Source organism: Nonomuraea sp. NPDC003201, assembly GCF_053590415.1.
In genome coordinates this window covers 1-1,890 of the sequence record NZ_JBSFTC010000694.1, presented here as the reverse complement: position 1 = coordinate 1,890, position 1,890 = coordinate 1, and the positions used below count along the sequence as shown (strand labels likewise).

Below are 1,890 nucleotides of genomic sequence, written 5' to 3'. Positions count from 1 at the left end.
CCACGTCGAGCACCCGCGCGGGCGCCGGCGGCAGGACGCGGCGCAGCACGTCACGCGTGCGCCAGTACTCCAGCCGGTTGCGCCCCCGCCGCAGCCTGGTCAGCTCGCCGCCCTGCTCGTAGTAGCCGAGCACCTCGGGATCCATGATCATGCGAGCCGATGCTACCCACGGGAGCCGTTCGGGTTCGAGGCAATAAAGCTCCCTGGCTCTGGGTGTACTGGTGGTCGCTTGGCGCGGTCGTTACCATGACCTCGGGGACTGAATGATCGTCGAACGGCGGGGCGAGCGATGACACGGTTCGTGGCGGCGGTGAAGCAGGTCGCCCCATGGGCTGCGCAGAACGCCGACGGGGCCATCGCGCTGGTGCTCGCGATCGTGATCGGCGTCGTGGGCGTCATGCCCAACGAGATCGTGCCCGACGAGGTGCAGTCCCAGCTGGTCAACGCCGCGACCCTGGTCATCATGGCGCTGGTGGCCACCGCGCTGCTGCGCGACCGCGCGCGCCAGGCCCCGGTCGAGGAGACGATCACCTCGGGCGCGCTGGCCGAGCTGCCCGCGCGCCTGGCCCGCCTGCAGGAGATCGAGTCGCTGGTCGGCAGCACCCGCAAGGCCCTCGACGCGCTCCAGCTCGTACGGGTGCTGGGCAGCAGCCAGGAGATCGCCCAGTCGCACGCGGAGGCGCGCAAGGACACCCACCGGTGGAGCTTCAAGGGCGGCACCGGCACCTACCTGCGCGCGGTCACCCTGCCCGAGTGCGTCGCGGCGGCCCGCAGGGACAAGCGCCACCTCACGGTCAGGGTCGAGGTGATCGACCCGTCCAACCTGGAGGTGTGCGAGACGTACGCCCACTACCGCCGCTCGCTGTCGGACGCCCCCGACGGCACCGGCGAGACGTGGACGACCGACCGGGCCAGGAAGGAGTCGTACGCGACGATCCTGGCCGCCTTCTGGCACCGCCAGCGCTACGGCCTGCTCGACATCGCGGTGGGCCTGTCCTCGACGATGACCACGTTCCGCTGGGACGTGTCGGCCACCCGCCTGATCATGACGGTCGAGGACCCCAACAAGGCGATGACCGCGCTGGCCGGCACGTTCTACTACGAGAACTGCGACACCGAGCTGCGGCTCAGCTTCGAGCAGGCGCGGCGGGTGCCGCTGGAGATGTACAAGAAGGTGCCGTTAAGCGACGAGCCCACCATCGAGGAGGTTCAGGAGCTGTTCGAACGCGTCGGGATCCCGCTGCCCAAGGCGTACAACGGCCGTGACGTCGTCGACATCGCCCGCAAGGCGTTGCGGGCGATGGACCCCTACGGTGAGCCGCATGATCGAGCTGGTGCATGATGAGCCATCACGGCGTCCACCAGCGGGTCATCGGGGGCGCGGCCAGGGCCTGGGCGCTGGAGACGCTCTCGTCCGGCGGCCTGACGGCGGTGCGTCACCCGCTCGGGTTCGTGTGCCTGCCGCTGGAGCGCGACGGCGGCGAAGGGGTGTGCCTCCACCTGTGGTCCGACTCGTTCGCGCACGCCGAGAGCACCACCTCGCAGATCCACTGCCACAGCTGGGATCTGGTCAGCCACGTCCTCTACGGCCAGGTGCGCAACGTGCACGCGGTGGTCACCGACGCCGGCCGGGACGCCACGCACCGGGTCTTCGAGGTGGTCAGCGGGGCCGACGGCGACCGCATCTCGCCCACGGGGCGCACCGTGCGGCACGCGACGGGCCTGGTGGAGGTGTTCGGCCCCGGCGACACGTACACGCTGGCCGCCGACCGCTTCCACAGCAGCGTCGTGCCGGAGGGCGGCGAGGCGGCCACGATCGCGCTGGGGCGGGGCCGGGCCGGCTGACGCGACCTGTCGCTCGGCCGGCTGGGCGGAGGGGCGCACCTGGTG

The 1,890-nt window shown here is 71.2% G+C and carries 2 protein-coding genes; both read left to right on the top strand.

Going from position 1 to position 1,890, the window contains the following annotated elements:
- The first annotated feature begins 289 nt into the window (after positions 1-289).
- Positions 290-1,342 carry a hypothetical protein gene (locus ACWDX9_RS62835; protein WP_350726346.1) on the top strand — a complete coding sequence of 351 codons (1,053 nt, stop codon included), beginning with the start codon at positions 290-292 and terminating at the stop codon, positions 1,340-1,342.
- Positions 1,339-1,845, top strand: a complete 507-nt coding sequence (locus ACWDX9_RS62830; RefSeq protein WP_449973376.1) for a hypothetical protein — start codon at positions 1,339-1,341, stop codon at positions 1,843-1,845. Before ACWDX9_RS62835 ends, ACWDX9_RS62830 begins: the two co-directional genes overlap by 4 nt.
- The last annotated feature ends 45 nt before the right edge of the window (positions 1,846-1,890 follow it).

What these genes read in the sequence shown, in the direction of transcription:
- ACWDX9_RS62835 (WP_350726346.1), top strand. Translation starts at nt 290, where the DNA reads ATGACACGGTTCGTGGCGGCGGTGAAGCAGGTCGCCCCATGGGCTGCG.
- ACWDX9_RS62830 (WP_449973376.1), top strand. Translation starts at nt 1,339, where the DNA reads ATGATGAGCCATCACGGCGTCCACCAGCGGGTCATCGGGGGCGCGGCC.